Origin of the sequence: Aliiroseovarius sp. YM-037, from assembly GCF_048060095.1 — a bacterium.
In the GTDB taxonomy this organism is placed as follows: Bacteria; Pseudomonadota; Alphaproteobacteria; order Rhodobacterales; family Rhodobacteraceae; genus JBLUOA01.
Genome location: NZ_JBLUOA010000001.1, coordinates 1250166 through 1276242 on the forward strand (window position 1 = coordinate 1250166; position 26077 = coordinate 1276242).

The window sequence follows — 26077 nt, forward strand, 5'->3', positions numbered from 1 at the left end:
GATGCCCGACCTATGGGGATTGGCATCCATTGCGACCAAATTCGCACTCTACCTTGGTGTGCTGACTGCTGTCGGTACGGTTCTTGCCACAATGCTGTTCCAACTGACACGTTACCGCCGTTTCACCATTGGATTTGCTCTGCTCGGTATTGCAGCGACGGTTTTTGGCCTTTCGCTGGCTGGTGCCACGCTGACTGGTGATGCAAGTGGCATGACGGACCGCGAGATGCTGAGTTTGCTTTGGTCAACGCCCGTCGGGACCGCTGTTGCCTTGCGATTAGTTGGCCTCGGGCTTTTAATCGTTGGGCTGTTCATCGGACGGGTCGGAGTAATACTGTCACTGATCGGAGGCGGCCTTGCCCTGTGGTCCTTTGCAACCATTGGGCACATCCCAGATCGTGGCAGTCTGGCTCTGAACATTGTGTTGATGTTCCACCTGGTCGCCATCTCTGTTTGGATCGGCGTTCTGACACCACTTCGTTCATTGTCATTGGATGCAAGCCGCGTATCGGACGCAGCCAATGTCGGGCACCGCTTTGGCAAGATCGCAGCGGTGTTCGTACCATTGCTGATCCTTGCCGGTGGCTACATGAGCTACGAGTTGGTTGGATCGTTGCCAGCTCTATTGGGTGGCGGATATGGCCAAGCTCTACTTCTCAAAGTGCTGTTCGTCACAGGGCTGCTTGCCCTCGCCGCCGCCAACAAGCTGCGGTTTATCCCACAGATGACCAGTGGTGACCCCGCCGCAGCAGATCATCTGGCCAAGTCCATATCATATGAATGGCTGGTGATTGTTGCGGTCCTTCTGACCACAGCCGTTCTGACATCCGTCCTGACATTGCCATCGTGAGGGTTCCCATGAACAAAAGACAATTCCTAGCTTCTGCATCCGCGCTCGCCTTGCTTCCGAAGCAGGTTCAGGCAGGGCAAGATGGAGTAATGCTGCGAGCTGAAGCTGTGAGCCTATCATGAGGCGGCTGGTCAGTCTGGCATTGGTGGTTGCGTCACCAGCTTTTGCGGATCACGAGCTATTGGATCGTGATATTGTTGCGGGGGAACGTCTCTACCAACAGCAGTGTGCGTCATGCCATGGTGCAAATTTGGAGGGGCAGCAAAACTGGCGAACCCCAAACGATGATGGTGTATTGCCAGCCCCGCCCCATGATGCGTCAGGACATACTTGGCATCATAATAATGCTCTCCTCTTCGAATACACCAAGTTGGGTGGACGCGGCGCACTTGCCGCGCGTGGAATGACAGACTTTAACAGTGGGATGCCTGCATTTGAGGGTATCCTGACAGACGAAGAGATTTGGGATATCCTCGGCTACATTCGATCAACATGGCCAGAGCGCGTTCAAGGGGCGCAAGCCAGCCGCAATCCACCTCATGAGTGATATCGATACGCACGTGTTGGCCACGCATACGATCCCCGCATGGAGTGTGATCGGGCTGGGATCATTATCCGTTCACTTGGTTCTGCCCGTTGATGTCTCCCATACACTTGCGGCTTTATTGCTGACGTTGATCGCGGGCGCCTACATCGGGTTTGCGGTCAACGATGGCAGACTGTCCCGAATTTTGGTCGAAAGCGCGGTTGCCGTCGGCTTTGTGGCGTTCGCATGTTGGGCCTTGCTGTACGCCCCCATTCTGCTGCCACTGGGTTACATTGGTCATGCTGTCTGGGATTTCTTACATCACCCCCCGATCTTCAACGTGAAAATGCCAAGGTGGTACGTGCCAGCCTGTGTGGTCGTAGATGTGATCTTTGGGCTAGGGTTATGGGCGATCTGGTTGGTTCAATAGCTGGTACTGGCCGCGACCCAGTTGTGTCAGGCGCCCTTTATTGCAAAGGGCGCGGAGTGCCCGATAACAGGCTTCATGGGTCAAATGAACGCGGGTCGCAAACTCGGTGACTGCCCCATCAAGGTATCCTGCTGAAACAGCCGCAAGTACACGTTCCTCAGCAGATTTGATCGCGGTGATTTCCAATAGGAACCGATAGCTTTGTACCTGTCTCGCAAGCAATGCAGTGAACGCCAATGCAAAGTCTTTGTCCTTGGACAACTGGTCCAAAACCGCCGCCTTGGAGATGTGCTGCACCTCACCACCCTCCGCGCAAATGGCATCGCAATGATACTGATCCGAGAATACTGATGCCTCAGCGAAGAGGTCACCTGTCGTTGCACGGTGCAAGGTCAGAGTATCCCCTGCCACGGTGGTCCTACGCAGAGTCACGCAGCCGCGCTGAACGCGGTACAGCCCCCTCACAGGCTCTGCCTGACGGAAAAGCACATCGCCTGTAGAAGTCTGGATCAGTCGAACGGCTGTATCTGGCAGATCGGAAAACGGATCATCATTCATATGATCGAGATCATATCAGATGTGGTGGTGATCATCTACTCCTCTCCCCATTGAAGGAGAGAACCATGACATTCATTACGAGACTTGCGCTCCTCTTGTTGATCGCGGCACCTGCGCAGGCCCAACATACGCATGGCAATCATGGCAGCGCAGATGTGACCGAAACAGGCCAAGCTCAGTTTGCGTCAATCGCGGAGATTGTGACCGTTATTCGTGATGATCCTTCGACCGATTGGGCGCGTGTCGATATTCAAGCATTGCGGGATCATCTCGTGGACATGGACAACGTAACGACACGCTCAATGGTGGCTGTCGAAGAAGCAGATGCCAGCGTGATCTTTACCATCACTGGCGACGCTGAGGTTGCACAGTCGATCCAGAACATGGTGACCGCCCACACCCCGATGTTGGCAGCAGAGACAGGATGGTCAGTGGCGTCAGCGTTGGTCGCGGACGGTGCCATGATGACGATTACAGTGTCCGATGACGAACAACGCCACCAAGTCTTAGGTCTCGGGTTTTATGGTGTGATGACTATCGGTGCTCACCATCAACAACATCACTTGATGATTGCAAAGGGCGACGACCCTCACTGAAAACTGGCCAAAGTAGTCCTTCGACTGGAAGAGCCAAACGGCGGTTTTGTTCCGCAGACTGTGAGTTCGATCATCCCCAGATTTTGCAAGCGCGGCGAATGGCAGCAATGCGGGCTGCGACCGCAGCAACATTATCGGACGGTGAAAGGCAGCAATGGGCCGGATCGTGGCGGTCGGAACTGCGAGTCGATGTCGATGGAATCGGCGTTACGTCGCAGGTTGAACCAAGTCGACTAGGCCAATTCGATAGCCATTGACTTTAGGTGGCGCATATCCGTTCCGCAGCACCCTCCAAATACTTTAATCATTGGATTGTGCCGCGCATTCGCGGCCACTTGCTGACCTAGTTCGTGGGGATCGCCTTCGTCCAATTCGTCGGCCTCATCCAGTTCCGCGTGCGAACAACTTGACGCGTTTGCGACAATTCCCCTCAGCCGTGGGTGGTTCCCGAGCGCTCCGGCGAAATGGGTCGGGTGGGCGCAGTTGACCATGAAGAACAATGCAGCCGAATTAGTTGCCGCGTCGATCTGATTGATCGCATCCACAAGGCTGGTTCCGTCCGCCAAACACCCGTCTGTCTCGACAACCAAAGACATGATGATCGGCAGCTCAACATCGCGGGCTGCGAGGATACAACCTGCAGCTTCGCTCGGGCGGTTGAATGTATAGGCGGTGACCAAATCGACGCTCGTCTCTTTCAGGCTGCGCAATTGGTCGCCGTGATATTGCCGCGCATCTTCGGCAGATATTGGCGGAATGTCCGCATATGGGTCAAAGCGCGGGCCTATACAGGCCGAGACCAAGATATCATCGCGGCCGGCAGCCCGGCGCACGTCCTCCATCAGACTGACCGCATCCTTGTTCACATCAACGAGCTGTCCAGCGGTATAGCCCAGCGGCGCTGCGCGGTCGGCATTCGCCATCCAAGTGGGCGCATCAAGAATACATCCGACATCCATCTCGTCGGCCAGGTCGACAAGAGCTTGCATCTGATCGGCCAGGATCGCCCGGGTCTCGGGCCTTTCCAGCAATGGGAATGACGCAAATCCGGGCAGTTCGAGTCCGTGATTGAAAATGAGGTCAGTGCCGGTGCCAGCATAAACCAAGTATTTCTTCTCACCTTCGTGCGGAAGCTGTCGTGCCATTTTGATGCGCGCCTGTTGCCGTAGAAGTCCAAGACGAAACTATCTTGTGCCTGGTCTCCTGTGAACCTTTTTGCCGCAGCGGGATTGTCCCGTAAGTATGATCTCGTCTGGTATGGTCTTTCGCTCACGCAGCGAATGGCAGATTCGACGGGCCGCACCGCAGCATGGTGAGGTAGATCGGGTGACCGCTTTGGGTCGCCATTGATCGACCCAGCAGTTTAGATTTCGATAACTTCTGTACTCGCCCGCTCAAGCTCCCGGCATATCGTCCACGTATCGGACAGCCCCCAAGTTGCCGATTTGCGTATACATGTGCATCATGACCATTCTTAGTTGCTGCCATGCGCTGGAGCGGAAAGGTGTTTAGTCGTTTCCTGATCAACCGCTGATGATGATGGCAATCGCGACGATGCACATAATGCCAAGCGACCCTTTCGACTGTAACCTGCGCGGTAGGAAATTAAAGCCGAACGCCATGAGCGATGTGTAAAGCAGCAGCAGGACCGACAGCAGGTTCCCTGCGTGTGAGGCGAATTGAGCCATGATAACGTTTCCTTTCCCAAACCGGTCAACTGACCGATACCATTGTCTGTATGGCTAGATCCTGCTCGATCTTGTCTCAGGGTTGGGTGTCTTCTATCCCCAGCATGGCCTTCACGGCTTCTTCGATCGCATCTGTTACCGGTTTGTTGGCGGCATCTTCCAGAAGAGCGCGTTCGACTGCGGGTTGTTCGGCAAGCTGCGCGTCGAGATCGGCGACGATCTGTTCTTCATCCTCGTAGGTGATCGCCGTGTCGAGTTCGCCGGACAGATCCGCGATCTCGGCCTCTAGGCCGCTCAGAAGATCGCGCTCGGCCGCCAGCTCTGCTTCGATCTCGGCATCCGTTCCGCCGGCATCGGCAAGTTGCTGTTCAAGATCGTCGATCCGGGTCTCGGTTGCGGTGCGATCCTGATCCGCGGTTGTCAGATCGGACGCGATTTCGCCTGAGGACCGTTCCGGCACCTCAAGATCATCGAGGGCGAGCAGCGCCGCGGCGCGTTCGTTCTCAAGCTCTTGTCCGTCAAGAACGGCGTCGCGGAAGGCGGCAATTCTGCCAACGCGGGAATTCGGTGCCGCGTTTCTAAGCGCATTTTCAGACGCGTTCGCCGCGTTCAGCGCACCGAGTTCGGACGGATGGACGCCAAGTTCGCGGGCGATCCGATTGCCGCGTAGGCGGCTTTCGGGTGCGGGCTGCGGCCGGGCCGAGCGCGTCGGCGCGGCCTGTGGGCGCACGGTGCGGGCCGGTTTTTCGATTGTTCGGGTCGGGCGCGTTCGTGTTCGGGTCTGCGTCTGCGTCTGCGTTGTCGCGCGATTGCCCCGCTGGATACGGCCACGATTGCTGCGCGCGCCACCACGTTCGGCACCATCCCGGTCTGCACCGTTTCCGCCGCCGTTCGCGTTGCCGCCGCCATTACCGCCGCCATTACCGCCACCGTTGCCACCGCCATTGCCACCACCATTGCCACCGCCGTTTCCGCCACCATTCTTGGCGAACGCAACGTCGGGTATGGCGACCGTCACGACCATCGCGGTTGAACTTGCCAGCGCGATGGACATGCACGCAGCTTTCAGGAATTTGGTGGTATCGATTTTCATGGCAGCCTCCGGTTCGATCTATTGGTGAGGTTTCCTCGAATTTCGGAAACCCTGATTCAGGCCCGTTCCCCAACGGACGAATCGTCGAAATTCACAAAAACATTCTCGACGTTAACGGACGTGGAACAGCGTATTCACTTTCAGTTCATGTTGGATTTGCTATGGATTACACATGAAACGCACAGGCATCATTGCAATCGCGGCCATCAGCCTTCTCTTGCCGGGCGGGGCGTTCGGCGCGAACGAACTGAACCAATCGCAACTTCGTCTGCAGATCGACAGCGGGCGCACGATGCGGTTTTCGCAGTTGCGCAACAAGGTTCTCGCTTCGGTCGAGGGTCAGCTTGTCGATGCCCGCGCCTATGAAGCATCGGGCGTCTTTTATAGCGTCGTTATCATGCAGCCCTCCGGCCGAGTCGTCAGCGTCGTTGTCGATGGCCGCACCGGAAACCTGCTTCCACGCAACTCCTCGACCGCGCGCGAAGTGCGCGCCGCCGCACGAAGATCGAACGGATCAACCGGCCGTGGCCGGGCGGTCGGTCAGGGCAATTCCAACGGGAATGGCAATGGCAACGGTGGCGGCAATGGCAACGGTGGCGGTAATGGCAACGGTGGCGGTAATGGGAATGGCGGCGGAAACGGCAATGGTGGCGGCAACGGCGGCGGCGGAAACGGTGGTGGTGGCGGAAACGGCGGCGGAAACGGTGGTGGTGGCGGAAACGGCAAGAATTGAGGTATGGATACCCGATAGGCCGATTTCGAGCGATAAACTGACATGCGAATTCTTCTAGCCGAAGACGAACAGGCGCTTTGCGATCAGATCGCGCGCACGCTCTCTGCCGAGGGCTACGTCATCGACGTTGTGCAGGACGGTGAGGAAGCCGCCTTCATGGGGGCGACCGAACCTTATGACATGATTGTTCTGGACCTTGGTTTGCCAAGCAAGGATGGCCTGTCCGTGCTGAAAGGCTGGCGGGGCGAGGGCGTTGATATCCCCGTTCTGATCCTGACGGCACGGGATGGATGGTCTGAACGCGTCGACGGTCTTGATGCGGGCGCCGACGACTACATGACCAAGCCGTTCCACATGCCGGAACTGTCCGCGCGGGTGCGGGCCATGTTGCGTCGAAAGACCGGGCGCACCAATCCGTTGTTCCAAAGCGGCTCGGTCACGTTCGATACCCGCACCAACCAGGTGACGGTCGATGGCTTTCCGGTTGAGCTGACGGCGCAGGAAACGGCGGTTCTATCCTACCTGATCCACAGTTCCGGGCGGCTCGTGTCGCGGACCGAACTGTCCGAACACATATATCAATATGACGATGACCGCGATTCCAACACGATTGCGGTTTTCGTGAACCGCCTGCGCAAAAAGCTGGGTGCCGACCTTATCCAGACCGTCCGGGGTCTTGGCTATTCGATTTCCGATCCATGAGCAGATCGTTACGCCAGCGCGCAATTATGGGCGGCGCGGCCTGGGCGATACTGATTGTCGTCATCGGCACGGCGGCCCTGCTTTACCTTCTTGAACGACAGGCGGACCGCCGCTTTGACAACGCTCTGCTAAGCCGCCATTTGCAGGTCGTCGTGGCGGTTGCGAATTCGGACGGGCACCCGGACCAGCTTGCCGCGCTACTGACGGACCCGGCATACGCGCGGCCCTATTCGGGGCGGTATTGGCAGGTTTCCGGCGGCGATCAGGGCGCGGTCGCGTCCCGGTCGCTATTTGACACGCTTCTTGACGTTCCCGACGACCCGCCCAGCACCCAGACGATCTGGACCGGCGAAGGCCCGAATGGTGCTATTCGCGGCGTTCACCAACTTGTTCGGCTAGACGATGGGCGCGAGCGTGTCGTCACCGTCGCGGACTCTCTGACCGCGCTGACGGCAGAGCGTCGTCGGATTCGGCAAAGCCTGCTTGCGACGTTTGGGTTGGTCGGTGTTCTCGGGATCGCGGGCGCGATCCTGCTGACCTCTGCCGCGCTGCGACCGCTGAGAAAACTGCGGGAGGACGTGACGCATCGGTGGGACAGCCCCGAAAAGCTTAACCCAGACAGCTATCCGGCCGAAGTCGCGCCGTTGGTCACCGATATCGACACGCTGCTTGAACGCAACCGCGAGATCATCGACCGGTCGCGCAGGCAAGCCGCCGATCTTGCCCATGCGTTGAAAACACCGTCGGCGATCCTGCGCAACGAGATCGAATCCGCTTGCGGGAGGGGATTTGAAACGCCCGCCGCGATTGATGCGCTTAACCGGATCGACGCACAGATCAACCGGTCGCTTGCCCGGATTCGGGCCGGCAACCATGACCCCGTACGCGGGCAGCACACCGCGGTCAGAACATCGGTGGATCGTTTGCTGCGGCTGTTCAAATCGGTTCCCGCGTCGGCGCATATCGATTTCAGGGTGGAGGTTGCGGACTCTGCCATGGTTGCGATGGACCAACACGATCTGGAAGAGGTGTTGGGCAACCTTCTTGAAAACGCGACTAAGTGGGCAAAGGGCCGGGTGTCGATCACCGCGACCACATCGGGCGACAGTACCGATATCGTGATCGAGGACGATGGCCCTGGTATTCCCGATGACGCCCGGCGCGAGGCGCTGCGGACCGGTGGCCGCCTTGATACGTCAAAGCCTGGCAGCGGCCTTGGCCTTGCCATCGCGACTGACCTTCTTGACGCATATGGCGGGTCGGTTTCTCTTAGCACTTCCGAACGCCTTGGAGGGTTGAAGGTGCAAGTGTCGCCTCCAAGCGGCGGACGCTTGGTTCTGCATCACGAGTGAGATGCGAAGGTCGCGGCCAAGGGGCGAGGAGCGATCTTTCGAGCTTTGAATTGAATTTTTTGGGGTGGCTCATAAATCGGTCAATGTCCGCAAATCTCTGGATATTCAAGTGCCACGCCGGCTTGAGCGGGGGGGGGACGCCTATAAGATCAAGAATGCTCGTTACGCGCCTGCATCAGCCGGAACGCCCGAATGTCTGCTTTTGAGAAAGTCGATTGGGTGAATTCCATACCGATCGAATGTCGGCAGTGGGCCGGTTGCTGCGGCCCCCTGATTATCCGTAAGTCGAACCAGCGGGGTGGCACGCAGCATCGTCCAACACTTCACCAAATCTTAATAGTCTGTTGAAACGGTATCGACAGCTCTCGGGCTTTCATGTGCAATTGAAAAGCGGCATAATATGGCATGTGCATCGTCGGTCAGTTGGAACATGAGCGTTCCGTATTGGCAGTGTGCTCAAGGGTCGGTGGTTTGACCTAATCTTTCCTCTCTGCAGCAGCACTACATGTGACCTAGAGGGCGAGCTGTGATGGGTCCGCGTTTTTCCACTTTCCCGGTCAATGTTTCGCGGCACCGGCCCAGAACGAAGTCGATGAACAGCCGCACTTTGGAGTCCTGCAGCCGCCGATGCGGATAGAGGCAACCCAGCAGCGACGACTGGGGTGGAGTGCTTGATAAGACTTCAACAAGCGCTCCGCAGTCCAAATGCTCGGCGATATCGAAGCGTGGCTTATTGACGATGCCACGCCCCTCGAGCGCCCAGTTCGTCAGAACATCACCATCATCGGAATCGTAACTGCCGGACACGTCGAGTTTTAGTGGGCCTCCGGCGGTTCTCAACGTCCAAAACCATTCGGGTGACCTTGGATAACGCAGCAGCAGGCAATTGTGTCGGCGCAGGTCGTCAGGTGATAGCGGCGCGCCGCGGTTCTCTAGATAAGCTGGCGCAGCGCACAGCACACGGGGGGCATCGATGATCTTGCGCATCTTCAAGTTGGAATCCGGCGGACGACCGACGAAAAATGCGACATCAAGGCCGTCTTCCAGAATATCAACCTTGCGGTCGGATAGGCGCAGCCGCACCGACACTTCTGGATAGGCATCGACGAATTCCGGGATCAACGGCGCTATGATCCGCTTGCCGACACCCAGCGGGGCTGTCACGTGAACCGCGCCGCGCGGTTGCTCGGAATAGTCTGAAATCGCCGCCTCGGCATCCTCAAGCGCTTGGACGACCTGCTTGGCGTGATCGTAAAAGGCATGACCGACTTCAGTCGGGGATAGCTTGCGGGTGGTGCGGTTGAACAGGCGGACGTCGAGACGTCTTTCTAGTTCTTTGATGCGGTTGCTAGCGACAGCCGGTGTTAAGCGAAGATCGCGCCCGCCTGCTGTGATGCTGCCCAGCTCGACGACCCGAACAAAGACTCGCAAGCTATCAAGATAAGGCATCTGGGCGCTCCGATTATCAATGATTCGTTGAAATAGCTTACATCACTCCTCCATATATTTGGAGATTAGTGCGGGCCATAATCTATGCACTGCGGGTTTCATGCGCCGCAGTCTGGGAGGACAGATGACACATAGATCGGAAATTCGATTCATCCTGAATGACCAAACCGTCACGCTCGACAGCGTTAGTGCCAGCGATACGTTGCTGGATTTCTTGCGGCTTGACCGACGCCTAATGGGCACCAAGGAAGGTTGCGCCGAAGGCGACTGCGGCGCCTGCACCATCTTGGTCGGGCGGCTAAGCGACGGCGCGATGCGCTATGAACCGGTGAACGCATGTATCCGGTTGCTTGCGTCACTTGACGGCTGTCACGTGGTTTCGATTGAGTATTTGTCCGGCCCCGACGGTCGGCTCCACCCGGTACAACAAGCGATGGTCGAACATCATGGCAGCCAATGCGGGTTCTGCACGCCAGGGTTCGTCATGTCGCTCTATGCGCTGTGGATGCAAAACCCGGACCCTTCGGAGACTGACATCGAGACCGCGCTGCAAGGCAACCTTTGCCGTTGCACAGGGTATGAACCGATCATTCGCGCCGCGAAGGCCGCGACGAAAATCGGCTCCCCGGCAGAGGACGCGCTGACCCGCGAACGCGACCGTATCGTCGAGCGTCTGACCGCGCTGAGGGATGGCAGGCGGGTCGTGGTGTCGAAGGGCGAAAGCCGCTGCATCCTGCCCGCGTCGGTCGATGATCTGGCCGCGGTGCTGGTCGAAACCCCGGACGCGACGATGGTGGCCGGTGCGACGGATGTCGGCCTTTGGGTCACGAAGTTCCTGCGTGATATATCGCCGGTCGTGTTTCTTAGCCACCTCGACGACCTTCGGGCGCTCAGCGTTGGTGCGGACTCGATCGAGATTGGCGCCGGCGTCAGCTATACCGACAGCCGCGCCGCTCTTAGCGCCGATTACCCGCACCTTGCCGCGTTCTGGGACAGGATCGCCGGGTGGCAAATCCGCAATATGGGCACGATTGGCGGCAACGTCGCCAACGGATCGCCCATCGGGGACACGCCGCCGGTTCTGATCGCGCTTGGGGCGTCGATCACGCTGCGCCGGGGCGACACGCGGCGCACAATCCCGGTTGAAGAGTTCTTCATCGACTACGGCAAGCAGGACCTTGCAGCGGGTGAGTTTCTGGAATCAATCAGCGTGCCGCGCCCGACGCCGGGCACGCTTCACGCCGCCTACAAAATTTCCAAGCGCCGGGACGAGGATATTTCCTCGGTCTGTGCGGCGTTCAGCGTGACCGTCGAAAACGGCAGGATCACCGACGCCTGCATCGCCTTTGGCGGCATGGCGGCGACCCCGAAACGGGCCACACATGCCGAGGCCGCGCTGATCGGTGCGGCGTGGAGCGAGGCGTCCCTGTTCGCTGCCGCCGACTGCCTGGGCGACGATTTCAGCCCCCTGACCGACTGGCGTGCGTCCGCTGACTACCGGCTTCAGGTCTCGAAAAACCTGTTCCACCGCTTCTGGCTGGAACAGCAGGACACCGCCCCTGTGCGGTTGAGCGCGTAGAGGGAGGCGAAAGAGATGAACATCAAGCCGAGCCAAGAGACCATCAAGGGCGCCGTCCACACTGACCTGCGCCACGACAGCGCGATCAAGCATGTCACCGGACAGGCTGAATACTGCGATGACATCGCCGAACCCGCCGGAACGCTTCACGCCTATCTTGGCTTGTCGAACCGGGCTCATGCGCTGATCCGCAATCTTGACCTGAGCGCCGTGCGGGCCGCCCCCGGCGTCGTCGACGTGCTGACCGCCGAAGACATTCCCGGCGTCAACGATGTCAGCCCGACTGGCCTGAATGATGAGCCGATTTTCGCGACCGAGAAAGTCGAATTCTGGGGACAGTCGATGTTTGCGGTTATCGCTGAGACCCGCGATGCGGCGCGGCGCGCGGCGAAGCTGGCCAAGGTCGATTACGAAGATTTACCCCACGCACTTGATCCCGAAGCGGCGCAGGAGGCTGGCACGGGTTATGTCACACCGCCGCTGACGCTGAAGCGGGGCGAGGCGGCCAGTGTGATGGAAAAGGTCAAGCACCGGATCAGGGGTAAGCTGCGGGTCGGTGGGCAGGATCACCTTTACCTAGAAGGGCACATCGCCTTTGCGATCCCCGGCGAGGATGACGATGTGATCGTCCATTCCTCAACCCAGCACCCATCCGAGGCACAGCATATGGTCGCCCACGTGCTGGGCGTGCCGTCGAACGCGGTCACCGTCAACGTGCGCCGCATGGGCGGCGGGTTCGGCGGCAAGGAAACCCAGATGAACCTGTTCTGCTCGGTCGCGGCGGTCGCGGCGAAGAAGTGGAACCGCCCGGTCAAGATCCGCCCCGACCGCGACGACGACATGAGTGCCACCGGCAAGCGGCATGACTTCGTGATCGACTACGAGGTCGGCTTTGATGACGATGGCCGGATCGAGGCTGTGACCGGCGAATTTGCCGCGCGGTGCGGTTTCTCCTCGGATCTGTCCGGACCGGTGACAGACCGCGCGTTGTTCCATGCGGATAACGCTTATTGCTACCCCAACGTGCTGCTCAATTCGCATCCGATGAAGACGAACACGGTGTCGAACACCGCCTTTCGAGGCTTTGGCGGGCCGCAAGGCGTTATCGTCGCTGAACGGATCATGGAGGAGATCGCCTATCACCGCGGGCTGGACAGCCTCGAAATTCGCAAGCGCAACTTCTACGGCGACGCAGGGCGAGATGTGACGCCCTATCACCAGACTGTCGAAGACAACATCGCCCCCCGGATCGTGGCCGACCTTGAAGACAGCGCCGATTACCAAGCGCGGCGTCAGGCGGTGCTTGATTGGAACGCGAAGGGCGGGATCATCCGCAAGGGGATCGCGCTGACCCCGGTGAAATTCGGCATTTCGTTCACCGCCACATGGTACAATCAGGCGGGCGCGTTGCTCCATATCTATTCCGACGGATCGCTGCACCTGAATCATGGTGGTACCGAGATGGGGCAGGGGCTGAACACGAAGGTCGCACAGGTCGTCGCTGATGAACTGCAGGTCGACATCGACAAGATCAAGATCACAAAGACGACGACCGAAAAAGTGCCGAACACATCTGCGACGGCGGCCTCGTCCGGGTCAGACCTGAATGGGATGGCGGCGCTAGATGCGGCGTTGCAGATCAAGGAGCGGTTGATCGAATTCGCCGCAGAGCGCTGGCAGACCACGGTCGACAAGGTGGTGTTCAACGCAAACGCGGTGCAGGTCGGGGAAGAGGTTATCCCCTTCAACGACTTCATCCGCGAAGCCTACATGGCTCGTGTCCATCTATCGGCGGCGGGCTTTTATAAGACACCGAAAATCCACTGGGACCGGGCGACGGGCAAGGGCCGGCCTTTCTACTACTACGCCTATGGCGCCGCCTGTTCCGAGGTATCGGTCGACACGCTGACCGGCGAATACCAGATCGAACGCACCGATATTCTGCACGACGTTGGCCGGTCGCTGAACCCGATCATCGACAAGGGGCAGGTCGAAGGCGCTTTCATTCAAGGCATGGGCTGGCTGACGACCGAGGAGCTTTGGTGGGACGACCGCGGACAACTACGCACCCACGCGCCGTCGACCTATAAAATCCCGCTCGCCTCCGATCGTCCGCGCGTCTTTAACGTCAATCTCGCCGATTGGTCCGAAAACCGCGAAAATACGATCAAGCGGTCGAAAGCCGTGGGTGAGCCGCCGTTCATGCTAGGAATTTCAGTGTTCGAGGCGCTGTCGCATGCAGTCGCAAGCGTCGCCGATTATTCGGTCTGTCCGCGCCTTGATGCGCCCGCGACGCCGGAATGCGTTTTGATGGCCGTTGAGCGACTTAAGTGCGGGTCGGAATGATGATGACACCCGGAACACTGGCCGCTTTCCTTGCCCGAAACGATGCGGTGGCAGCGGTGCGTCTAGTCAGAGTTCGCGGCTCATCACCGCGCGACGCGGGCGTCGAGATGTTTGTGACAGCGCGAGAATGCTTCGGCACCATCGGCGGCGGACAGCTTGAATACATGATGATCGACGAAGCCCGCATGATGCTGGCGCGAGGCGAGGACCGCGCGGTGAAGGATGTGCCGCTTGGCCCCGAGATCGGGCAATGCTGCGGCGGTCGGGTCGAGGTCGCAATCAAACGCATGGGCTGGAGTGACCGCGAGGCCGCGCTCGATCTGGCAAAACGGGAAAATGCTACGTTGCCGCATGTGTATATTTTTGGTGCGGGTCACGTTGGACGGGCGCTGGCAGGATTTCTTGAGCAGTTGCCGGTGCGTTGTGTGGTTGTGGACCCCAGGGCTGAGGAACTTGCGCTTTGCACCGCCCAGGTCGAACTTCGCCTGAGCGCGTTGCCAGAGGCCGAGATTACCGCCGCCCCACCGAACAGCGCGTTCGTAGTGCTTACCCACGATCACGCGCTGGATTTCTTGCTGACGTCAGAGGCATTGGCGCGCGCCGATGCTGCCTATGTCGGGATGATCGGATCGGCCACCAAGCGGGCGAAATTCCGAAACTGGTGCCGCGACCACTGCGGCAGGCTGACGATCGACAGGCTGATCTGCCCAATCGGGGCGACCGAAAGTCAGGACAAACGACCAGCCGTGATCGCGGCCTTTGTTGCTGCGGAGTTGATGAAAGTTCTAACCGAAAAAGAAACACAACCGACTGAATCCGCAGACTAGCGGCAAGAACCCTGCGCCTAGCCTGAGGAGAGCAGCGCAGGATATGACAAAAAATGGGAGGGACCCCGCCATGTCAGATACGACTTATAACTATAAGTTATTTACCAGAAGCGATTTCAACGCTTTCTGGGCTCTGTTCACCGACAACCTCGTTAATCTTCTAATCCTGTCGGGCGTTTGCCAGTTCGTATTCCAGATGCCCGCCGAGATCGTCTTTGGTCGCATCGTTCCGGGGGCGGCCATCGCAATCCTTGCCGGGGTTCTGGTTTACACGTTGATGGCCAAGTGGGCTGCCAATAAGCAGGGCAAGGATGTGACTGCTCTGCCATACGGTATCTCGACGCCCGTTATGTTCGTCTATCTGTTCGGCGTGATTGGGCCGATCTATTGGTCAACGCAAGACGCGTTGCTCGCGTGGCAGGTCGGCATCGGCGCGGGCTTTATGGGGGGTATAGTTGCGGCGCTCGGTGCGATCGTGGGGCCCTTCCTAAAGCGGATCACACCGCGGGCTGGGATGCTCGGCACGCTCTGCGGTATCGCGCTGGTCTTCATCGGTTCTGTTCCGTTGGCCGAGATTTTTGAACATCCGATCATCGGCTTTACCTCGCTGCTGTTCATCCTTTGGGGTCTGATCGGGCGCTTCCGCTTGCCAGGCAATATCCCCGCTGGTCTGGTTGCGATCGGTGCTGGTACCATCATCGCCATCGTACTGGGTGAAGCGACGTTCGACATGTCCGGCGTTGGGTTCTATCCGCCAGTGCCTTACTTCGGGGACATGATCGCGGGGGTCCAATACCTCTTCGCCAATCCCGAGCTGTTTTTGGTTCTGATCCCAGTGCAGATCTACAACTTCATTGAGACCATGAATAACGTTGAGTCTGCCGAGGCTGCGGGCGACCACTATCCGGTCGGTCTGTGTCAGGTGACGGACGGAGCGGGCACGATCATCGGTGCGCTGTTCGGCTCGCCATTTCCGACAACCGTTTACATCGGCCACCCGGCCTACAAACGCCTCGACGCCCATGCTGGGTATATCGTAGGCGTTGCCGTTGTTATTGCGGCGGCGGCCTTTCTTGGATTTCTGTCGTTTCTTGCAGGACTAATCCCGATTGCGGCCGCCGCACCGGTTCTTGTGTTCGTCTCAGTCAGTCTAATCACGAATACCGCATTTGCCGTGAAACCAATGCACATGGCCGCCGTCGCGTTTGCGATCTTACCGCATATCTCGGAATTCCTGATGGTCAAATGGGGGTCCATGATGAACGCGCTGCGCAGCGCCGGGGTCGAGGGGTTGCCATCGCTCGGTGATCCCGCGCTGACGCAAGCTTTGTTGCAGGAAGGTGCGCATTATGAAGGCCATCTGGCGCTAAGCCAAGGCGCCATCATCACGGGTCTGATCTGGGGTGCAATTGTGGCAGACGTCATTGACGGCCGTTTCCGCACCGCAGCAGGCTTTTCCGTTGCGGCGGCTATCATGTCCTCACTCGGGATCATCCACTCCTTCACTCTGCAAACACCGCAGTTTGATGGGATTACGATTGGCTATCTGATCATCGGCGCGTTCCTCTATTTCTATCCGATGGTCGCACCGAAAGAGGATCTGAAGCACCGGATTATCGTTCCGGATGAGCCTGACCTCATCGACGACGATACACCTGCACAGCAGGCTTGATTTATCGGCTGGGGCGGCACCAGAAGCCGCCCCAGCCCTTTCCACCCAAGAGGCATATCATGACCGACACGTTGTTGCGCGGGCGTCTTTTGACGTTCCACCGAGAACCAGCAGATGGCGAAGACACCGACGCCTATACCTATCTCGAAGATGGTGCGCTGCTGCTGCGCGACGGGATGATCGTGGCCAGCGGTGCCTTTAGCGATGTGGCGCCGACAGCGCCTGAGGCGCCCGTCACCGACCATCGCCCGCACCTGATGATGGCGGGGTTCATCGACACGCATATCCACTTTCCCCAAGCGCAGGTTGTGGCAAGCTGGGGCGCACAGCTTCTTGATTGGCTGAACGACTATGTCTTCCCGGAAGAAGCGCGGTTCGCCGATCTTTCTCATGCCAAGACCATCGCCTCGCGTTTTTTTGATGTGCTGACGGATCACGGCACGACGACTGCCGTCGCCTATTGTTCGGTCCATTCCGCCTCTGCTGAGGCGTATTTTGCTGAGGCTGCTCAACGCAACATGCGGATGATCGGCGGCAAGGTGATGATGGATCGCAACGCGCCGGATGACGTGCTCGATACGCCGCAGTCGGGTTATGACGACAGCAAGGCACTGATCGAAAAATGGCACGGCGCTGGGCGCGCGGGATATGCCATCTCGCCCCGTTTTGCCATCACCTCGACCCCCACGCAGATGGAGATGGCGGGCGCTTTGGCTGCTGAGCATCCAGACTGCCACATCCAGACCCACCTGTCCGAGAACCTGGACGAAATCGCTTTCGCAACATCGCTTTATCCTGACGCGAAGGATTACCTTCATATCTACGAAGGCTATGGCCTTTTGACCGACAAGATGCTGCTAGGCCACTGTATCCACCTTAGCGACCGAGAGGTTGCGTCCTTCGCTGAAACCGGAGCGCATCCGGTGTTCTGCCCGACATCGAATCTGTTTCTCGGCTCCGGTTGTTTTGACGACGCGCGGATGCGGGCGGCAGGCGTTCAGAACGCCATCGCAACGGATATTGGCGCGGGTACCAGCTATTCCATGCTTCAGACGTTGAACGAGGGCTACAAGGTGCTGCAATTACAGGGCCAATCCCTACACGCGATGCGCGCGTTTCACTGGATCACCCGTGGCAACGCCGAGGTGTTGGGGCTCGTCGATAAGATCGGAACGCTGGATGTGGGAACCGAAGCGGATATCGTTGTACTCGACCCCAAAGCTACGCCAGCGATGGCCCTTCGGATGGATCGTGCCGAAACCCTCGCGGAAGAACTGTTCGCCCTGCAGATTATGGGCGACGATCGCGCCATCGTACAAACCTACATCGCGGGCGTGCCCCAGAAAGGACAACCGACATGATGACCCTGACCCGGCTTGACGCCACCGACGCAGACATCTTGATCGCGGGGGCAGAGACCCACGCAGATCAGATCGGTGTGCCGATGTGCATCGCTATCACTGACGAAAGCGGCCAATTGATCGCGTTTCGGCGCATGGATGGAGGCAAGGTCACGTCGACCACCATCGCGATCGACAAGGCGTTTACCGCGGCAGGCGCAAAGAAGGCGACCCACGACTACGGCACCGCCAGCCAGCCGGGCGCACCGGCCTACGGCATAGCCTCGGCGATTGGTGGGCGGCTGATGGTGGTAGGTGGCGGTCTGCCCGTCATTGTCGACGGTGAGGTCGTCGGCGGCATTGGCGTCAGTTCCGGCACCCCTGATCAGGATCGCGCAGTTGCACAGGCAGGGATGGATGCGCTGCTCTGTCGCGTCTGAGTTTCGTCACATGAAGTCGAGGCTTGACCGCCGGGCACCTGGTAAGAAGCAAGCTTGATCAGCTTGGTTGGCCAACTCCTTAATGAGTAACAAAAAATCTGCCGGAACTGCAGAGGATTTGCCAGAGGTATGTGTCCCTAGGGAGTGATTGACCTTGCATGGGGCAGGGCGAACCGGCGATCCCGACCGTATTGTTTGACAATAAACGTTATTGCAAATAACTATATATGCGGTTATATAGTTTCTATGAACGATACGATTATCACGGCCCGCGCGCTTGCCGCTTTAGGTCACGAGGCCCGCCTCGACGTGTACCGCCTTCTAGTGCGCGCTGGCGAAGAGGGGCTGATTGTCGGCGATATCGCAAGTCATACGAAGTTGCCGCTTTCAACGTTGGCGCATCACCTCCGCATACTCGTCTCGGCCGGACTGGTCATACAAGAGCGTAGGGGGCGTGAGGTCGTGAATCGGGCTGATTTTGCAGCGATGCACGCTGCACTATCCTTCCTGACCGATGAATGCTGCCAAGGGGTCGCTCTTGTTCGGGAAGGTGCAGCATGATGGTCATCATAGCATTTTTTGCGCCCTAAAATAACTACAAAACTGGATATAACATTATGACAGACACTGCCCATACTCCTCCTGGTCGCATTGTCGCGTTTGCCCGACGCATCTGGTTGGATCATCGCGTATGGTTCGCTACTGCTGCGATCCTAGTCATCGTCACTATCTTCGATCCTGCGCAAGCGGTGGGTAGTATTGGCTTCGCCGCGAGCGCACTTGTCGAAACCGCGCCCTACCTTCTGCTGTCCATCGGTCTTGCGGCATATGCGGGGGCCACCGGTGCGGACGGATTGATCGCGCGGGCGTTCACTGGAGCGCCGTTCATGATGATCGCGGTCGCAGCTGCGTTCGGTGGGTTGTCGCCTTTTTGCTCCTGCGGGGTGATCCCGCTAATCGCAGCACTTCTGGCCATGGGGGTGCCGCTCTCGGCGGTTATGGCATTCTGGCTGGCGTCACCAGTTATCGACCCGTCGATGTTCGCGCTCACCGTCGGCGTATTGGGGTTGGAGTTCGCCGTTGCAAAGACAATCGCCGCCGTAGGCCTCGGACTGATGGGTGGCTACATCACTCTGATGCTCGCGCGAGCGGGGGCATTTGCCGAGCCATTGCGTGAGGGTGTGGGGTCTGGCGGTTGCAGCGCGTCGAGTCTGTGCGACCCCAAGCCACCGGTCTGGACCTTTTGGCGCGATGATGTTCGTCGCGAAAAATTCAGGCGCGAAGCGATCAAGACGACCCTGTTTCTTGCCAAGTGGCTGACCCTAGCATTCGTGCTGGAATCGCTGATGGTCGCTTTTGTTCCCGCCGAATGGGTGGTCTCGGCAGTGGGCGGCGAGGGTATTGGCTCCGTGTTTGTTGCGACCCTCGTAGGCGTGCCTGCCTATCTCAACGGCTACGCCGCACTGCCTCTCGTTTCGGGTCTCGTGGAGCAGGGTATGGCCCCCGGAGCCGGGCTGGCCTTTCTGGTTGCAGGGGGCGTGACCTCGCTTCCGGCTGCTATCGCGGTCTGGGCGCTCGCCAAACGGTCGGTATTCGCCCTCTATGTCGGGTTCGCGCTGACAGGGTCGTTCGTGTCGGGTTTGGCGTTTCAGGTGTGGATCGGGGCATGAGCGTCGTGCTTGAAACCGGCCCCTCCCAGCACATCCTGTGCTGGGAAGATGCCTCCCGAAACATGTCATGCCGTGCCAAGTCAGCGGCAATGCTGCTAAAGCGTCTGCAGCAAAAAGGGTTGTTTCATCGCCATAGGGGACGGCACCGCTAACAACAATGACAGCCTGCGCATTAAAGTTTGTCTTGTCCGCTGACAGAACTAAAAATCGAACATGTGTGCCATCGGCAAAGTCGACCGTTGTGGACCCGATCCCTGATCCATTGACATGCCGCCGACTCTGGCTGTTCACTGAAAGCCTATTATCGCACGGGATTTAGATGCCAGATGTTCGAGAAGCCGACACCTTTGCCGCGCTGGAAAAACGTGAATGGGTCAAAGCCAGTTTAGCAAAATCCTATGCGCAGGTTTTTGCGAAGGCGGCGGACATGGTTGTGCCGTCCTTGGTTGAGGCTGTTGGCGCTGGCCCGGAAACCGAAGCGCTCGATCTATGCTGCGGTCACGGCAACGTAGCAGCGGGTCTTGTCAAAGCCGGTGCGAGAGTGACAGGGCTTGATTTCTCGCCAGCCATGCTGGAGATGGCGCGGGCAGCCTTGCCAGAAGCTCAGTTCGTTGAAGGCGACGCGATGGCATTGGACTTTGATGACCAGTCATTTGACGCCGTGACAATCGGATTTGGCATCCCGCATGTCCCCGACCCCCCGAAAGTAATCGCTGAAGCCCGTCGTGTTCTGCGTCCCGGCGGTCGACTTGCGTTTTCGGTTTGGTGTGGTCCTGGGGTAGATACCGCACTTGGATATGTTTTTGGTGCAATCGGTCAATACGGCGCGCCGGACATCGCCTTGCCACCGGGCCCGGGGGCGAATGATTATGCCGATCCCGCGTTGGCCTTTCCTGTGCTTGACGAGGCTGGGTTCGCTGAATTTCATCAATTCGTGGTCGCGTCGGAGTGGCAGGTCAATGACCCCGGAGCACCTTATGATTTCTTTTTGGAGGGAACGGCCAGAGGCGGCGCGTTGTTGCGCCCGCAGCCTTCCGAAAATGCCTCAGCGATCAGAGCGGCAGTTGTGTCCAAGGTATTGGAAAAGCACGGGGCAGGGCCCGAATGGACCGTGCCGATCCCCGCGATGGTAACTGCAGCAGTGGCGGTCTAGATATTTCTGAACGATGTGGAGATTTCTTCAACGCAGGCGTTGAGATCTTTGGGGCGAAGGGAAATGTTGGTTGGCACAACCGATATTTTTTCGACAGTGTTGCTCTGTGCCTGTAGGTCCGCTTTAGGGAAATGACTGTGTGATTTCCATCGTCGCCGAATGTCGGCCAACGGCCGTCCAGGGCGCCGGGCGAAGTAGCCGTCGCTGAAATGCCGCGGCGCATCCGATGGCGGCAGCGAGCCCATAGCTGAAGTGGTGCATTTTCGCTGCGTGCGCTCGCAGCACGAAAAATGCGGCATGAGCGAACGATTCAGTACTGCCCGCGCAGGTGAAGAAACGGCCATTCGTGCAGGTCGCAGCATGGGTCAGCGGTTCAACCGCGTATGGATGGCTCCTGATCAAAGTGCTGTGGGTCGCACCCCAAATGCGACGGCAGGGTCTTGGCCGCGCCCTTGTCGCCGATGCCTTCCGACGCGCCAGGGAACTGGGATGTCACAGCGCGTGGCTTGACACATCCGACAAGGATGCCAAGCAGTTCTACGTAGCGCTGGGGTTCGAGGTTTTCGGCTCTTTGCGAAATCAAGCTGATCAGGCTCCGCCCGGCCATCAACGCTGGTTTTTGAAATGTCTCATTCCATGACATCTACCGCTTTGCCGCCCTATAAGTTCGATCCGCGCCAGTTTCTCACTGATCTGTTCAAGATCGCAGTTGAAACCGCTGATCCTATGCGGGTTGTCAGGTCACATCTTCCTGATCGCCCGAAAGGGCGGCTTTTGGTCATTGGTGCAGGTAAGGCCAGCGCACGGATGCCGGGTAATAGATGAAACCTACATCCGCGTCGGTGGCACGTGGCGCTACCTTTGGCGCGCGATCGGCGCGAATGGTCAAATGGTGGACTTCCGCTTAACCGCGGGGCGAGATGCAAAAGCTGCAAAGGCGTTGATTAACAAAGCCATTGAACACGTGCGACTGCATCGGCCTGTCACGATCTGCACGGACAAAGCACAGTCTTATCAACGCGTCATTCGTCAAATCGATCACCGATACGATCCGCATTTTGACAGTATCCGACATATCGATCGCAAGTGGCGAAATAACCTGATCGAGAGCGACCACGCCGCCATGAAACGGCTCCTCGGATATCGTCAGAGCTTCCGATCCCTTCGCTCAGCGAAAGTCACACTAAACGGGATAGAGACGATCCGAACCATCAAACAAGGCCATGTCCATCAAAAGCAACCGGGAGTAGGGGGGAGATCGAATTCATCAAGGTGCTCTTCAATGACGCGACATAAAGAAGAAGGCTCAAACCGCCTCGCTCTGGTCAACCAAAACTAACGCAGCAGTCCCTTCACCTGTGGTTTTTAGCGCCTCCCGCAGCGGGCTTGTAAACTGAACGCTCCAGCTTTGAACGGTCCGGTTATTGGGAAGCAGTTCACATCGTCGGCGCAGCGTTTTTCCGCAGCGATGGCAAGATCGCGGATCGACCTGCCATTCACTTGACAATGCAGTATGGCCGCCTTCAATCTGAACTGTCGATCAGGTCTTGCGTTCCAAAGTGGCCGAGAGTCGACCTTTTGGTTAACGCTCGGAAAGGCTCCTTACGTGACCGATTTTGCAAAGACACGCACGCGTAAATCTCACCATCCTGCGGTTGCCTTGACACGCGGTCACATGCCGACGGGGTATGATATCTCGCTCGCGAATTATACCAATGGCCGCAAGGTGCGCATTCCGGATGATTTCGGGCCAGCGCAGAAGCTTGCCGATTTCGACCCGGATTATCGCAACATTGTGGACTACATTGTGCGCATCACCCATCGCATCTGGGAAACCGATGCCAACGGCGTTGACTACATCACAGAATGCTACGCCCCTGACAGCCTGGTTTTTGACGACTACGGCTTGCAAACCGGGGCCGCCAAAATCGCCACCGACACGCACCACACGACTGGCGCCTTTCCAGGTATTATTCTCGACGCGGAAGAGGTGATCTGGGCAGGTGACGACAAGGTCGGGTTTCATACCTCGCACCTGACCCGGATCATCGGCAAGAACGCAGGCCAAAGCCGCTACGGGCCCGCAACAGATGCCGAGATCAGTGTGCTGGTAATCGCCAACTGCGTCGCCTTGGGCAACGACATATTTTTGGAACACGTGCTCTATAACACCTCGGCTATGCTAGAGCAGCTTGGAATTGATCTGTGGCAAGAGGCCGAGCGTCTTGTCAAGGACCCGCCCGCCGGGTGGCCTCGCAATCAGCAGATATGGAACGATCTGCGCAAGGCAGCATCTCCGCATGCCCCATTGTCCGAGGCCGAGCCCGTTGACGGCTTGGACCCCGACCGTCTGGCACGCGACCTGCATCACAGCATCTGGAACGGGGATCGCACCGCCCTTGCCAAAAACTATGCCCCCGACGTCGCGTTTGAGGGAACGACTAACAGAGCCTTCAAAGGGCATGCAGCCTATGACGCCTATGTCAGCGAATTGCGTGATGCCTTTCCCGATCTCCGCCTGCAAGTGGATGAGGTCTATTGGATGGGAAACGATGATGATGGCTGGCTTATCTCGACGCGCTGGAGCGCGGAGGGCACCCATACCGCAGGAACGCTTTACCGCGATCCGACCGGGAAAGCATGCCAACTTTGGGGCATCACCCAATGCGAAGTCAGGGATGGCAAAGTCACAAAGGAATGGCAGTTGTTCAACGAGCTTGACCTGATGATGCAAATCGCCGCTGCGCGTATTTAGCTCCTCGGTATTGGTTCCAACACGTCCGCAAACGCGCGTTCCTCAAAAGAACTTTGCATAGAGATAGTTCAACAGCATAGGGCGATCCTTGGTGATGTTGACCTGCGCATATCATGATGCGGGCGCCAAACGCTTCGCTCAGGATCGACGTGTTGTATTCAATCACCCGCTCCAAGGCAGCAGGAATACCGGATGGGTTAGCCAAAGCACGGGATCGTAGTTCATGAATTGTCCGATCACCATCAATACCGGCAGTCCAAACCAGATCATGCCTGCGATGACCAGCCAGAGGATGGCGGCTGCGCGTGATGGGGCGCGACCGATAATCGGGACTCCTAGCGCCGGGTGGTCAGTCCAAAGATGCGCGGACCGGCCATTGGCCGCGCGGGGAACAGCAATCGCATAGATGTTCGCTGCTCGTTGGCGCAAAAAACCAATCAGCACAAAGGCAAGCGCCGCGCCTGCAAGGTCAAACAACTGTGCGATCTGCGCCTGCTCTGCGGCGGTCATGTCTGCAAATTCCGGGACAATGCCTTCGATAAACACGGGGATCGCGCGCAATCCGAAGAACGGGACACTAAGGGCGACAGACAGTAAAGCAATCCAAGCGATGCGCCAGCCGGACGACGCGGCAAGACTGCGGATGCGCCTCCATTCGAAAAAAGCAGCGAAACGGCCCTCGACTGCCGCATGGGCCAAGGCGAGCGGCAAGTGCGTCAGAAGAGGCACCGAGATCAGCGCCCCTAGGAACCAGACCGCCGGACCGATAGTGGCTTGTTCATAACCCTTGTTGAACGAGTTTTCCCAGCCCGCCCACCATGCGCCCAGCCATAGCACGGTGAACGGCAGGCAAAGCAGCGCCAGACCTGCCGCTGCGATCACTCCGTTGCGAATGTTTGCCGCAAACCCTCCAAACAGATAAGCGATCCACCCCCGGTCACGCGGCCCAATCAGCCAACCGGGGCGGGCGTTGGGCTTGCCCCAGCGTCGTCGTACGGTCGCGCCCATCCGGCGGGTCATCCAACCCAGCGCCAGCAGCGCTGTAAGCGGTGAGAGGCACAGAACCGTTCCGACCAGCAAGTCGCGCAGCACGCCGATAAGCCACATCGGCAGCCGGATAATCGCAGGAAGGGCAGCAGCCGTAGTCATATGAAGATTTCCGAGAGCGCGTCACCCTCAGCCTGTCCCGCGCGAAACCCCATCAGCGCCGCAATCGTGGGTGCGACGGCGGACTGGTCGACCACCTTATCCAACACACGGCCCCGTTCGATACCTGCGCCAAATATTATGGCCCACGTCTCATGCGCCATGCGGGAATTGAAATGATGCTGAAACGGCACGCCCATCAGCGGGTTGTCGTCCCGTCCGCAATCGGGTGAGATCACGAACACAGTGTTGTCCCGATAAAAAGGATCGGCCTCGACCGTTTCTACAAGCCGTTGCAGGCCGTCATCAATGACCTGTATTGCACGGGTGTAGTGGCTGGGGTTCCCCCAATGCACATAGTCGGGGTCTTGGTAGTTCACCATCATCAGCCGCGGTTTCAGTTCTCGCAAGGCGCGTGTTGCAAGTGCGGTCAGCAAACGGTCGCCGCGCGGGTTGCGAAATCCGTCGTCGCCGTAATGCGCGCGCCAGCGTTGCCAGAACGCGGTAACTTCTGGCGACTGATCCGGCGTAATCGCGCGTGGGTCGGTGGCCATCAGATCGGCATATTGCGTGCGGGCGTTTTCCAGCACAGCCTCCTCAGCTGTACCGTCCGCAATGATCTGGGCGAACTTGTAAAGCTTGAAGCGATGCAGGCTCAGCATTTCTGAACGGTAGGCGATGCCGTAGTGATCGGCGACGCCATAGGTGAAGAATTCCTCCTGCGGTCGATCCTCACCGTTGATCAACAGCGCTTGATGCGAAGGCAGGTCGAAAGCTTCGCGCAAGTATTCGAACAGCGTCGGTTCTGTCGGCTCCAGCCGGTCCTGAAGGAACTTTGACCCGGCATCACGATAGGCCAGATACCGTCCGGTCAGCAGGTTCAACGTGCCTTCGGCGTGGCTCGTGTTCACTCCGTCCAACTGGGCGATACGCATATCCGGAATAAAGACGCCTCGCCCCGCCAATACATGCCGCAGATACGGGGCGTAGGTCGTGGCTTCACCGATCGTCTCCGCCCGACGCACGCCGCCGCCAAACCGGACGAGGATGACGTTCGGCCCGTCGTAAGGCCGCGCGCGTGCCGACAGCGGCGCACCCGCAGTTGCTATTGCCGTTCCTAGTCCGAGATTGAAGCTACGCCTGTCCATTATCGACCCTCGCCGGAAGTCGCC

27 protein-coding genes are annotated in these 26077 nt (G+C 58.5%); 20 read left to right on the forward strand and 7 right to left on the reverse strand.

The window, feature by feature from the left end:
* Position 1: 1 nt before the first annotated feature.
* The 3 genes from ACEWPJ_RS06155 to ACEWPJ_RS06165 all read left to right on the forward strand — a co-directional run bounded on the left by ACEWPJ_RS06155 (position 2) and on the right by ACEWPJ_RS06165 (position 1806).
* Positions 2–850: a copper resistance D family protein gene (locus ACEWPJ_RS06155; RefSeq protein ID WP_416511724.1), complete on the forward strand. Its 849-nt coding sequence runs from the start codon at positions 2–4 to the stop codon at positions 848–850.
* Between the two features lie 118 nt (positions 851–968).
* On the forward strand, positions 969–1397 hold the full coding sequence (locus ACEWPJ_RS06160; protein WP_416511726.1) for a c-type cytochrome: 429 nt from the start codon (positions 969–971) through the stop codon (positions 1395–1397).
* On the forward strand, positions 1390–1806 hold the full coding sequence (locus ACEWPJ_RS06165) for a hypothetical protein (protein ID WP_416511728.1): 417 nt from the start codon (positions 1390–1392) through the stop codon (positions 1804–1806). The genes ACEWPJ_RS06160 and ACEWPJ_RS06165 overlap by 8 nt, the downstream gene beginning before the upstream one ends.
* Here the strand turns inward: ACEWPJ_RS06165 and ACEWPJ_RS06170 are convergent.
* The gene (locus tag ACEWPJ_RS06170; protein WP_416511729.1) at positions 1780–2364 is read right to left on the reverse strand and encodes a Crp/Fnr family transcriptional regulator; all 585 of its coding nucleotides are present in this window, start codon (positions 2362–2364) and stop codon (positions 1780–1782) included. The two genes, ACEWPJ_RS06165 and ACEWPJ_RS06170, sit on opposite strands and share 27 nt — an antisense overlap.
* Before the next feature lie 65 nt (positions 2365–2429).
* Between ACEWPJ_RS06170 and ACEWPJ_RS06175 the strand changes: the two genes are divergently transcribed.
* Positions 2430–2960: a hypothetical protein gene (locus tag ACEWPJ_RS06175; RefSeq protein WP_416511732.1), complete on the forward strand. Its 531-nt coding sequence runs from the start codon at positions 2430–2432 to the stop codon at positions 2958–2960.
* Between the two features lie 233 nt (positions 2961–3193).
* Here ACEWPJ_RS06175 and ACEWPJ_RS06180 read toward each other — a convergent pair whose 3' ends face one another.
* The 3 genes from ACEWPJ_RS06180 to ACEWPJ_RS06190 form a co-directional block, all read right to left on the reverse strand.
* Positions 3194–4105: a homocysteine S-methyltransferase family protein gene (locus ACEWPJ_RS06180; protein WP_416511734.1), complete on the reverse strand. Its 912-nt coding sequence runs from the start codon at positions 4103–4105 to the stop codon at positions 3194–3196.
* A 378-nt stretch (positions 4106–4483) separates the two neighbouring features.
* Positions 4484–4648: a hypothetical protein gene (locus tag ACEWPJ_RS06185; RefSeq protein WP_416511735.1), complete on the reverse strand. Its 165-nt coding sequence runs from the start codon at positions 4646–4648 to the stop codon at positions 4484–4486.
* Positions 4649–4724: 76 nt separating this feature from the next.
* Positions 4725–5741 carry a hypothetical protein gene (locus ACEWPJ_RS06190; protein ID WP_416511737.1) on the reverse strand — a complete coding sequence of 339 codons (1017 nt, stop codon included), beginning with the start codon at positions 5739–5741 and terminating at the stop codon, positions 4725–4727.
* A gap of 172 nt (positions 5742–5913) precedes the next feature.
* Here ACEWPJ_RS06190 and ACEWPJ_RS06195 point away from each other — a divergent pair, with 172 nt between their 5' ends.
* Genes ACEWPJ_RS06195 through ACEWPJ_RS06205 form a run of 3 tightly spaced genes read left to right on the forward strand, consistent with a single transcriptional unit; the run spans position 5914 to position 8528 of the window.
* A complete protein-coding gene (locus ACEWPJ_RS06195; RefSeq protein WP_416511739.1) occupies positions 5914–6474 on the forward strand; it encodes a PepSY domain-containing protein in 561 nt (186 codons plus the stop codon).
* A gap of 42 nt (positions 6475–6516) precedes the next feature.
* Positions 6517–7176 (forward strand): response regulator, encoded by a 660-nt coding sequence (locus tag ACEWPJ_RS06200; RefSeq protein ID WP_416511741.1) that lies wholly within the window; start codon positions 6517–6519, stop codon positions 7174–7176.
* The gene (locus ACEWPJ_RS06205; protein WP_416511742.1) at positions 7173–8528 is read left to right on the forward strand and encodes an ATP-binding protein; all 1356 of its coding nucleotides are present in this window, start codon (positions 7173–7175) and stop codon (positions 8526–8528) included. Before ACEWPJ_RS06200 ends, ACEWPJ_RS06205 begins: the two co-directional genes overlap by 4 nt.
* A gap of 501 nt (positions 8529–9029) precedes the next feature.
* On the opposite strand, the gene ACEWPJ_RS06210 is transcribed toward ACEWPJ_RS06205, so the two are convergent.
* A complete protein-coding gene (locus ACEWPJ_RS06210) occupies positions 9030–9977 on the reverse strand; it encodes a LysR family transcriptional regulator (RefSeq protein ID WP_416511744.1) in 948 nt (315 codons plus the stop codon).
* Positions 9978–10101: 124 nt separating this feature from the next.
* Between ACEWPJ_RS06210 and xdhA the strand changes: the two genes are divergently transcribed.
* The 13 genes from xdhA (at position 10102) to ACEWPJ_RS06275 (ending at position 23759) form a co-directional block, all read left to right on the forward strand.
* On the forward strand, positions 10102–11556 hold the full coding sequence (gene xdhA / locus ACEWPJ_RS06215) for a xanthine dehydrogenase small subunit (protein ID WP_416511746.1): 1455 nt from the start codon (positions 10102–10104) through the stop codon (positions 11554–11556).
* 15 nt (positions 11557–11571) lie between these two features.
* Complete coding sequence (gene xdhB, locus ACEWPJ_RS06220; protein ID WP_416511748.1) at positions 11572–13902, forward strand: xanthine dehydrogenase molybdopterin binding subunit; 2331 nt, start codon at positions 11572–11574, stop codon at positions 13900–13902.
* Positions 13903–13904: 2 nt separating this feature from the next.
* Positions 13905–14729, forward strand: a complete 825-nt coding sequence (gene xdhC / locus ACEWPJ_RS06225) for a xanthine dehydrogenase accessory protein XdhC (protein WP_416511750.1) — start codon at positions 13905–13907, stop codon at positions 14727–14729.
* A 70-nt stretch (positions 14730–14799) separates the two neighbouring features.
* Positions 14800–16401 (forward strand): xanthine/uracil/vitamin C permease, encoded by a 1602-nt coding sequence (locus ACEWPJ_RS06230; protein ID WP_416511751.1) that lies wholly within the window; start codon positions 14800–14802, stop codon positions 16399–16401.
* Positions 16402–16460: 59 nt separating this feature from the next.
* The gene (gene guaD, locus ACEWPJ_RS06235) at positions 16461–17762 is read left to right on the forward strand and encodes a guanine deaminase (protein ID WP_416511753.1); all 1302 of its coding nucleotides are present in this window, start codon (positions 16461–16463) and stop codon (positions 17760–17762) included.
* Positions 17759–18181: a GlcG/HbpS family heme-binding protein gene (locus tag ACEWPJ_RS06240; protein WP_416511754.1), complete on the forward strand. Its 423-nt coding sequence runs from the start codon at positions 17759–17761 to the stop codon at positions 18179–18181. Before guaD ends, ACEWPJ_RS06240 begins: the two co-directional genes overlap by 4 nt.
* A gap of 246 nt (positions 18182–18427) precedes the next feature.
* The gene (locus tag ACEWPJ_RS06245; RefSeq protein ID WP_416511756.1) at positions 18428–18742 is read left to right on the forward strand and encodes an ArsR/SmtB family transcription factor; all 315 of its coding nucleotides are present in this window, start codon (positions 18428–18430) and stop codon (positions 18740–18742) included.
* 56 nt (positions 18743–18798) lie between these two features.
* Positions 18799–19851: a permease gene (locus ACEWPJ_RS06250; protein WP_416511758.1), complete on the forward strand. Its 1053-nt coding sequence runs from the start codon at positions 18799–18801 to the stop codon at positions 19849–19851.
* A 319-nt stretch (positions 19852–20170) separates the two neighbouring features.
* Positions 20171–21004, forward strand: a complete 834-nt coding sequence (locus ACEWPJ_RS06255; protein WP_416511759.1) for a class I SAM-dependent methyltransferase — start codon at positions 20171–20173, stop codon at positions 21002–21004.
* 346 nt (positions 21005–21350) lie between these two features.
* Complete coding sequence (locus tag ACEWPJ_RS06260) at positions 21351–21644, forward strand: GNAT family N-acetyltransferase (protein WP_416513011.1); 294 nt, start codon at positions 21351–21353, stop codon at positions 21642–21644.
* A gap of 86 nt (positions 21645–21730) precedes the next feature.
* Positions 21731–21829, forward strand: a complete 99-nt coding sequence (locus ACEWPJ_RS06265; RefSeq protein WP_416513012.1) for a hypothetical protein — start codon at positions 21731–21733, stop codon at positions 21827–21829.
* Complete coding sequence (locus tag ACEWPJ_RS06270) at positions 21789–22343, forward strand: IS6 family transposase (RefSeq protein WP_416511761.1); 555 nt, start codon at positions 21789–21791, stop codon at positions 22341–22343. The genes ACEWPJ_RS06265 and ACEWPJ_RS06270 overlap by 41 nt, the downstream gene beginning before the upstream one ends.
* Before the next feature lie 267 nt (positions 22344–22610).
* Positions 22611–23759, forward strand: coding sequence for an ester cyclase (locus ACEWPJ_RS06275; RefSeq protein ID WP_416511763.1), 1149 nt, complete (start codon positions 22611–22613; stop codon positions 23757–23759).
* 162 nt (positions 23760–23921) lie between these two features.
* Here ACEWPJ_RS06275 and ACEWPJ_RS06280 read toward each other — a convergent pair whose 3' ends face one another.
* Together ACEWPJ_RS06280 and ACEWPJ_RS06285 are read right to left on the reverse strand one after the other, a co-directional pair.
* Positions 23922–24908: a hypothetical protein gene (locus tag ACEWPJ_RS06280; RefSeq protein ID WP_416511765.1), complete on the reverse strand. Its 987-nt coding sequence runs from the start codon at positions 24906–24908 to the stop codon at positions 23922–23924.
* On the reverse strand, positions 24905–26053 hold the full coding sequence (locus ACEWPJ_RS06285) for a hypothetical protein (protein WP_416511766.1): 1149 nt from the start codon (positions 26051–26053) through the stop codon (positions 24905–24907). The genes ACEWPJ_RS06280 and ACEWPJ_RS06285 overlap by 4 nt, the downstream gene beginning before the upstream one ends.
* Between the last annotated feature and the right edge of the window lie 24 nt (positions 26054–26077).